Consider the following 7434-nt stretch of genomic DNA (forward strand, 5'->3'; position numbering starts at 1 on the left):
CTAACTCTCCTGTGAAGACGCGGTTGCGAGTCGTTCTTCCAAGCCAATCCGCGCGACGACTTGGGCGACAGTGGAGGACGCGCCGTCCGGGCGCGGCAGGATCTGCGCGCTCGTAACAGTCAGTCCGAAAGTGGAGTTCGGAAGGTTTCGGCCGGTGTAGCCCAGCGCTTTGCGGATGTCGTAAAGACCGCGATGTGCGAGCTGCTGCGCACCCTTTTCGGTGATCGGTACGCTGAACTCGATCGTTACCTGCATGTCTTCGCGACGGAGTCTGTTCGAAGACTTGCCTTCCTTGGGCTCGAACGCGGTGGCGAGAACGGCCAGGTTCGGCTCGGTCTCCTCGCCCTGGAACGGCTCGGTTTCGGCGAGGGCGCCGATATCGGTGAAATAGCCGTTCGCGGTCCGGATCATCGCCAGCAGCGCGACGATGCCTTCGATCGCTTGCCAGGAGATGGGCTCAGCCACGGGTCACCACCCAGCGACTCAGCGATTCGTCTTCGCCCAGCTTCGAATCCAGCACGAAAGTTTCGCAGCCCAGGACGATCTGCGCCTTACTCCGCGGATCAGCAACGTCCACCAGGAAGAGCGACACCACCGTGCGGGCGCCTGACACCTCGCCAAAATTTCCGAAGGTCTGCGCGTCGCGATCGACGTAGACACGACACGGCACGGCCGTGTTGACTCGGTCGGTGTAGAGCGCGGTCTCGGCAAAGCCCGCATCGGCGAAAGCCGCATGCAGGTCCGCGTCGAGCGCTTGAAGGGTGTCGCGCTGGTTCATTGGCGCAGCGCCCCCTGGTGTTGGAGGCGGTCCATGCATTCGGTGCAGGCGCGGCGGCGCGTCTCGCAGACGCGCAGCTTTTCGCTAAGCTGATCGACGACGCCATCGGGCACTCGGTCCCAACTGGACGCATCGAGCGGGTCGCCTGTCCACCGCACGGCGGTGTCATTGCCTTTCGCAACGCAGGGCACGTAGCAGATGGCATCGCACTGAGCCAGTGGCGCTTCCGGTGCCGTCGGCCGCGTGCTGCAGGTGGCACCACACAACAACGGCGCGAGGATCAACGCGGCGATCAGGGCGCGCATCACGGCTTCACCTCGGCCTGCGGACCCAGCATCGCGTTGACCGCGTCCATGCGCGCCTGGCCCGGCGCGCAATTCGGCGCCAGGGGTGCCGCCGCGGCGGCCGTCCGATAAACGATGCGCTCGCCACGGGCGCGTTCGGCAATGGCCGCCAGGTCATTGACCAAGGCGAGGTTCTGTTCTTTCGCCACGACAGCGATCGCGCTGTTGACTGCGGCAGTCTTGGCCAAGCCCGCGTTGGTATCGCGCAATTGCGTGATCGTGGCCTCGCCTTCAGCGCGGCCCGCGGCGACACCGCTGTGCCATAGCTGCCACGTGTTGCCAGCGATCGACAGCAGCAGCGCTAGCGCGAGGCCGAGGGTGACGTAGACGGAGATCGGATTCATCGGGCGGTGTCCGTCACGCGTCGCGCCGGCGCACCGGGCGGCCGCACGCCACAGTGGCCGTGCCACGCCCACTTGAACCACGGGGCATCCCGCTGCATGGCCAGGAACAACGCCACGCCCGCCAGTAGCAGGCACACGTAAACATCGGTAGGACGAAACGCCTGGATGCCGGCGCCGGCGGTGAGCATGACCAGCGCCACCTTGCGCACAAACCAACGCTTGCCCATGTGCCGCGGCAGGTCATTGAGGGTGAATACCCCGGTAACGAAGATCACCAGGCAAGCGCAGAACTGGGCCAGGCCGAGCGCGAGGTCAAGCATCGGGGTTCCCCCACTTTGCGATGCGTGCCCTGACGGCTGCGGGCGCCGATACCGTCAGAAGCGGAATGACGATGTGCCCCAGGAAGCCGAGCAGCAGCCCGAGCAAGGCGGGAGGCACTTCGCCCAGGATGGGCGCGAGGAAGGACAGCTTCGGCAGCACCACCGCGACGGCAGCGCCGATCAGACCGAAGGTGAGAATCGTCAGCGGCAGGAAGCGGCGCTGCTTGCCCTGGAGCGGATCCATGAAGAGCAGGCTCATCAGGGCGCCGACGACGGCGGCGATCAGGACGGGCAACGGCAGACCGAACATCTCGGCGCCGAACTGCGCGTGCGTGGCCGCGTTGGTGCTGATGGCCACCAGCGTGATCTTGCTCGCTGCGACGGCCAGGTCAGAAAAACTGAAAGCGCTGCTGCTCAGGCTCATTCCAGGTCCTTGTGCATTCCGAAGATCACGCAGGCGCCGACCAGCGCGAGAAGGAAGCCCACCGCGCCGGCGACCATGGCGCTGGAGCCCATGACGATGCCGGCGGCGAGCATGGCAATGGCGAAGATGGGCAGTACCAGCAGGAAGTCCCGCTGCTCGTTCCACAGGTATTGCGCGCCGACGGCGAAGGCCGACCACAGAGCGAGGAGAAAGCTCTTCATCACGGGTAGCTCCGGCGCGTCAGCTGCCAGTGCGGCCCGTCCTTGAATTCGCGCCAGTCGCCACCCCATTCGATTTCGATCCCTTCGAGCATCGCGGCGGCCTTGATGTGCTTGGCCAGCTCGAAGTAGTGCGGCCAACGCCAGCTGATATCGAGGTCGCCATCGCCGTCGAGATCATTGAGGGGGGCCAGGTCTACCGCGTGGCCGGTGATGTGCCGGCTATTCATCGTCTTGGTGGCGCCCTGCCGCAGCAGCTGCGCTTGACGCTCGCGCGTGCGCAATCCTTCGAGAACGACAAACGGCATCGGACTGTCCTGGGCGGCGCGTTGCACGACGCGGACCAGGTCAGCATGCACGCCCTGCAGACGCTGCAGATCACGAGGGGAAAGATTCAAGACGGGCTCCAGGCGGTGGCGGGAAAAGAACGGCGCGCTTTAACGAGGACAGCGCGCCGTCGAAAGCCGACAGCAATCGCTGCCCGCTTAGGTCACCGTGGTGTTGCCCGGGGTGAGCTTGATCGTGCAGGTGGTCTCGTTATTCGCACCGGCCACCATGGCGATCGCAGCACCGGTGATGTCGCCCGTCGCAGGCGTTGCCGCCGAGTCGTCGAACGCGCCGGCGCCAGAGTTGGCCGACACGTCGAAGACCAGCTTTTCGCCGACCACGAAGACCGCCGCGCTGACCTTGGGCACGCCCGAGAACACGCCTTCGATGGCGACCGAGCCGGTCGCGCCCGCGGCGATGTTGACGGCAGCGATGCCGAGCGTGTTGCCCATTTTCACGATGCTGCCGGCGGCGATCGCCGATCCGGTGCCGTTGGTGTAATCCACCACCTTGCCCGGCTGCTGATAGTTCTTCATTGCATTGCTCCTGAATGTTTCGATGTGAGGCGCGCTTGCGGACCAGCGGAGTGGCGCCTATGTCAGCGCGCCACCTGCAGCCAGCCTTACGGGCCGTTGTTCTTCTGTGCGCCGCGGTAGCCGACCGCACCGACGCCGTAGCGATGCGCCGCCTTCCACGCGATACCGTCAGTGCGGAAGTTGGCTTCCTGCTCGATGGTCGGCGTCTGCACGCCGTCGAGGAACGCGACCTCGAGGACCGCTTCGACATTCGGGTCTGCGAACGAGTACCAGGCATTGCCCGCCAACCGCGGCGAGTCGACGACGTCGCGGTACATGTTGCGAACCTTGTTCGGAACCTGGAATTTGCTGCTCACCTCGGTGTCGTACTCGGCGCCATTGGCGACGCGAGCGGCGCCACCGATCGAGAGCGGGCCGAGCCAGATGGCCGCGGTGATGTCCAGGTAGTCGTTGCCGCCCGGATCCTTCTGACTGCCGAGGGCGATGCGCGCGGCATCGAAGGCCGAGACCGACGGGGCAGCGCCGACCGCCGCGATGTTGGCGTGGTCCGTGTGGAACAGTGCTTTGCCATCGGACAGCGTCGGACCGGCGCCGCTGTTGAGCGCCAGCAATGCGTAGACGTCCTTTTCGATCGTGCGGCCAGCCGCCTGACCGAGCGCCGTCGCGAGCGAGACCAACGCGCCGAGATCATCGTTGATGAGCAGCTCGGGCGTTACTTCGAGAATGCGACCCTTGCGCTTGCCGGTGATCGTTTCCTTCTCGCCGTCACCGAGCGTGCCGGTCTTGTACTCGCCCGCTTCGTTGACTTCCAGCAGGTCCGAGAAACTGGACAGGTGGTAGCGGTTGTGCGGTCGGTAGTCCGTGAGGATGCCGGTGCGGCAGAAGCGCGTCCAGGTGAACGGCGTGAGCTGATAGCCGTTGAGCAGGATCTTGTGCAGGGCGTTCTCGAGCAGCGTCGGGAAGTCGCTGGTGGTCTGGCCGAGAACGGCACGCGCCATCTGCTCGCGGGTCATGTCGCGGGTACGAACACCGGCGCGAATCAGGATCTGCTCCGCCATGCCGAGCAGCGTGCTGTTGGCGAAAGGATTGCCCTGGCGTGCGGCCGCAGCATCCGTGCGCGAGAGGATGCCGCCGCGAGCGAGCAGCATCTGCACACCGGCAGCGCGGACGCGCTCGGTTTCGTCTTCGCCGGCCTCGACACGGCCGGTGCCGGCGAGCGGCGTCGCACCATTGCCGACGCGGGCGAGCAGGCGAGCCTGCGCCTGCTCGATGGTCATCGCGGGGTCCGCGAGGCACTCGGATTCGAGAGCCACGACACCGGCCACATCGTGGAACCCGGCGAAGACACCGCGGATCGCCTGATTGCGAACGACCAGCGCGGCAAGCGCGGTTGCGACGGGGTCGCCCTGAGTCGGCTGAAGCGCGGCGTCGGGATTGGCCAGACTGGCCGGAGCCGCGGGCGCGGCGGGCGCAGGCGCGGCTGCCGCTGCGGCAACCGCCATGGCCAGAACCTTCTGGAATTGCTGTTTCATTTCTTCATCTCCAATGGAGGCCACGATGGCCAGCTGACGGGCTTCCGGGAGGGAAGCGAACCGTGATTCGGTGAGGGTGGTGGTGAGTCGGGAGCGCAGCTGCGCGCTGATCGGCGCAGGCGCGGAGGCGGTGAGCCGGGTGTTGGCGATGAGCGCATTGAGCATTGCGTCGACGGCGTCCGCGTCGGCCGGCTCCACCGGGTCGGTGGCGAGCGCAGAATCGGCCAGGCCGAATTCCACCGCTTGCTCCGACGTGAACCAGTGGTCCTTGCCGTCCTGCAGCAGCGCGTTGATTTCCTCGACAGACTTGCCGGTCTTCGCGACGTAGCTCTGGGCCATAGCCGCAGCGAAGGTGTCGAGCGTGTCGGCGAACTCCCGGAACGCCTGGGCATTTCCGCAACCGCAGCTCCACGGCGCATGGATCATCATCAGCGTGTTCGCTGGCATGATTACTTCGTCGCCGGCGCACGCGATCTGCGACGCGATGCTTGCGGCGATGCCGTCCACCGTCACGACGATGCGCGCCGGGTGACGCTTGAGCTGGTTGTAAATCGCAAGCCCGTCCTGGACGCTGCCGCCTTCGCTGTTGATACGCACCTGGATGGTCGGAGCCGTGATACGCGCGAGCTGTTCGGCGATCGAGCGCGCCGAGGCCGATTCGCTGAACCACTCGTCACCGATCGGACCGTAGATCAGCAACTCGGCGTCGCCATTGGCCAACGCCTGGATGCGCAGCAGCGGCTGGAGGCCACTGCTTGCCGGCGGTGCTCCACCAATGGCGGCCACGGCGGCGAAGATGGCAAGGGAGAGTCGATTGGATTTCATCAGGAGTCCTCGGAAACAGCGGCCGTGTCGGCCAGGTCGGGCAAGGTCGAGCCAGGAGCACGCGCCTGCGTGAGGCCAGCGTTGCTGACCTGCTTGGGATCGGTGTCGAGCACGATTCCCTTTTCATTCGCCCAAGCCCGCTCGAGCGAGATCTGCTCGTACACGTCGTACATGCGACCGCCACGCTCGGCGATGACGCTGCCGGCGCTGCGGAAGCCACTGCGCACCTGAGCGCGCAGCGCCATCGCTTCGTGGACCGGCTGAATCCACGGCATGGGCGGCGGCATGTACAACGCGTCGACCAGACCTTCCAGGGTGTATCCCTTCGGCACCTTTAGCTGCCCGCTCGCCCACGCGGTTGCAATCAGCCGTTCGTAGGTCGGACGGATGCTCTGGCTGATCAGCTCAAACGCAAGCACGCCGTACGCGCCGAATTTCTCGACCAGCTCTTGGCGCTGCGAGGTGTACGTGCCGTTGTAGTTGTTCGAGAAGCTGGAGAAGCTGACGCACATGCCGCCTGCGGCGGCGCGCAACTGACCGTCGCGGTAGTTCTGCAGGTTGGGATTCGGACGGTTGGTGTCGATCGTCGACACCGACTCACCGGGACGCAGGTTGTCGAACACCATGCCGGGCTGGAAGCGCATGTTGCGCTCGCCACCGGTCCGTGGATCTTGTTCCACGCTGTAAGAACCCGGGTCGCCCTTGACGATGACGGCCGCCATGGAAGCGGCAATTTTCGCGGCGATCCGCTCGGACTCTTCGTAGTCCTTGAGGTCCTCCAGGCGCGTGATGACCGAGGCGAGGATGCTCACGCCACGTACCTGGCCAATGCGGTCGACCAGCTTCACGTGGCGGATGCGGTCGGCGCTCACGCGCTTGAGCGCGGGCGTCCAGGAAGATCCCGGATCACCGGGATGCTCCTTGTACAGGTGATACGCGATCGGGCGGTTCCACGCGTTGCGCTCGACCCCCTGCAGGATGTTGCGCGAACGATCGGAGAAATCGTGCGGGAGGAGATCCGCCTCGATCAGCTCCAACGAATAGGGAACCGCGGAGCTGTGCACCAAGCCGGGCACATCGCCGATGAGTTCCTGGTACAGCATCTCGCCGTCGCGCACCCAGGTGCGCGTGATCAAGCGCTGGCTGCTCGCCCAGTCGTGCTGCCCTGTCACTTCGGGCCGCTTCGCCCAGGCGGAAATGATCAGCTGAATCTGGTCGACGAGATCTTCATTGATCTTGCCGTCGGGCCCTCGCGGTTGCGGTTGGATGCCGATGCCCTGGGCACCGACGATGTTCTGCACCAATGTGTTGATGCCGTTGCGCACGATGTCGTGATTGCGGTCGAGGTGACGCGCCTCAGTACGAGGCTGCGTGCCACCCTGGGCGAACGCCGTATTGCCACTGCCATAGTCGCGCGACTTTCGGCGCAAGCGTCCGGGCTCGGCCGCTTCGTAGGCTGCCGCCAGAACCTTCGCCTGGTGACGCGCCCGCATGCGCTTCACGCCCCAGTTGGGCGCGATGTTCACGATCATTCGCTCGAGGAAGTTCAATCGCACCCCGAGAAGTTGGCGACTGAGTAGCCGGCGTTGCCGCCGCGGGCAACGGTGACTTCGGCGTTTACCTTGGCTTCCCACTCGCGGCGACCGGCCCGGACTTCAACCAGGTCTGCACGCGTCAATTGGCGCTCGCCAAAACGCACGGACTGGCCGAGAAGAATCTTCTTCTCGGCGTCCAGGTAGAAAGCCAACATTTCGGTTGCGTTGCTCATCGTGAGCAACAGCTTGAA

Annotated in this window: 12 protein-coding genes; all 12 read right to left on the minus strand. The window is 65.3% G+C overall.

The window, feature by feature from the left end; genetic code table 11:
- A complete protein-coding gene (locus G467_RS0114570) occupies positions 1-465 on the minus strand; it encodes a hypothetical protein (RefSeq protein WP_022970470.1) in 465 nt (154 codons plus the stop codon).
- Positions 458-778, minus strand: a complete 321-nt coding sequence (locus G467_RS0114575) for a head-tail joining protein (protein ID WP_022970471.1) — start codon at positions 776-778, stop codon at positions 458-460. Before G467_RS0114575 ends, G467_RS0114570 begins: the two co-directional genes overlap by 8 nt.
- Entirely contained in the window at positions 775-1083 is a 309-nt protein-coding gene (locus G467_RS0114580) for a hypothetical protein (RefSeq protein ID WP_022970472.1), read from the minus strand. Before G467_RS0114580 ends, G467_RS0114575 begins: the two co-directional genes overlap by 4 nt.
- A complete protein-coding gene (locus G467_RS0114585; protein ID WP_022970473.1) occupies positions 1083-1466 on the minus strand; it encodes a hypothetical protein in 384 nt (127 codons plus the stop codon). Before G467_RS0114585 ends, G467_RS0114580 begins: the two co-directional genes overlap by 1 nt.
- Complete coding sequence (locus G467_RS0114590) at positions 1463-1786, minus strand: hypothetical protein (protein ID WP_022970474.1); 324 nt, start codon at positions 1784-1786, stop codon at positions 1463-1465. The genes G467_RS0114585 and G467_RS0114590 overlap by 4 nt, the downstream gene beginning before the upstream one ends.
- On the minus strand, positions 1779-2210 hold the full coding sequence (locus G467_RS0114595) for a hypothetical protein (protein ID WP_022970475.1): 432 nt from the start codon (positions 2208-2210) through the stop codon (positions 1779-1781). The genes G467_RS0114590 and G467_RS0114595 overlap by 8 nt, the downstream gene beginning before the upstream one ends.
- Positions 2207-2431 carry a hypothetical protein gene (locus G467_RS0114600; protein WP_022970476.1) on the minus strand — a complete coding sequence of 75 codons (225 nt, stop codon included), beginning with the start codon at positions 2429-2431 and terminating at the stop codon, positions 2207-2209. Before G467_RS0114600 ends, G467_RS0114595 begins: the two co-directional genes overlap by 4 nt.
- The gene (locus G467_RS0114605; protein WP_022970477.1) at positions 2431-2826 is read right to left on the minus strand and encodes a M15 family metallopeptidase; all 396 of its coding nucleotides are present in this window, start codon (positions 2824-2826) and stop codon (positions 2431-2433) included. Before G467_RS0114605 ends, G467_RS0114600 begins: the two co-directional genes overlap by 1 nt.
- Positions 2827-2913: 87 nt before the next feature.
- The gene (locus tag G467_RS0114610; protein ID WP_022970478.1) at positions 2914-3291 is read right to left on the minus strand and encodes a DUF2190 family protein; all 378 of its coding nucleotides are present in this window, start codon (positions 3289-3291) and stop codon (positions 2914-2916) included.
- A gap of 86 nt (positions 3292-3377) precedes the next feature.
- On the minus strand, positions 3378-5648 hold the full coding sequence (locus tag G467_RS17100; RefSeq protein WP_022970479.1) for a ClpP-like prohead protease/major capsid protein fusion protein: 2271 nt from the start codon (positions 5646-5648) through the stop codon (positions 3378-3380).
- Positions 5648-7198, minus strand: a complete 1551-nt coding sequence (locus G467_RS17105) for a phage portal protein (protein WP_155844908.1) — start codon at positions 7196-7198, stop codon at positions 5648-5650. The genes G467_RS17100 and G467_RS17105 overlap by 1 nt, the downstream gene beginning before the upstream one ends.
- Positions 7195-7434: hypothetical protein (locus G467_RS0114625; RefSeq protein ID WP_022970481.1), on the minus strand; the 240-nt coding region annotated here is incomplete at its 5' end. The genes G467_RS0114625 and G467_RS17105, both read right to left, overlap by 4 nt.

It is taken from the genome of Arenimonas oryziterrae DSM 21050 = YC6267 (assembly GCF_000420545.1).
Taxonomy (GTDB): Bacteria; Pseudomonadota; Gammaproteobacteria; order Xanthomonadales; family Xanthomonadaceae; genus Arenimonas; species Arenimonas oryziterrae.

Excerpts from the sequence above, each read along its gene's own strand:
- G467_RS0114575 (WP_022970471.1), bottom strand. The coding sequence starts at position 778 with ATGAACCAGCGCGACACCCTTCAAGCGCTCGACGCGGACCTGCATGCG.
- G467_RS0114580 (WP_022970472.1), bottom strand. The coding sequence starts at position 1,083 with ATGCGCGCCCTGATCGCCGCGTTGATCCTCGCGCCGTTGTTGTGTGGT.
- G467_RS0114585 (WP_022970473.1), bottom strand. The coding sequence starts at position 1,466 with ATGAATCCGATCTCCGTCTACGTCACCCTCGGCCTCGCGCTAGCGCTG.
- G467_RS0114590 (WP_022970474.1), bottom strand. The coding sequence starts at position 1,786 with ATGCTTGACCTCGCGCTCGGCCTGGCCCAGTTCTGCGCTTGCCTGGTG.
- G467_RS0114595 (WP_022970475.1), bottom strand. The coding sequence starts at position 2,210 with ATGAGCCTGAGCAGCAGCGCTTTCAGTTTTTCTGACCTGGCCGTCGCA.
- G467_RS0114600 (WP_022970476.1), bottom strand. The coding sequence starts at position 2,431 with ATGAAGAGCTTTCTCCTCGCTCTGTGGTCGGCCTTCGCCGTCGGCGCG.
- G467_RS0114610 (WP_022970478.1), bottom strand. The coding sequence starts at position 3,291 with ATGAAGAACTATCAGCAGCCGGGCAAGGTGGTGGATTACACCAACGGC.
- G467_RS17100 (WP_022970479.1), bottom strand. The coding sequence starts at position 5,648 with ATGAAATCCAATCGACTCTCCCTTGCCATCTTCGCCGCCGTGGCCGCC.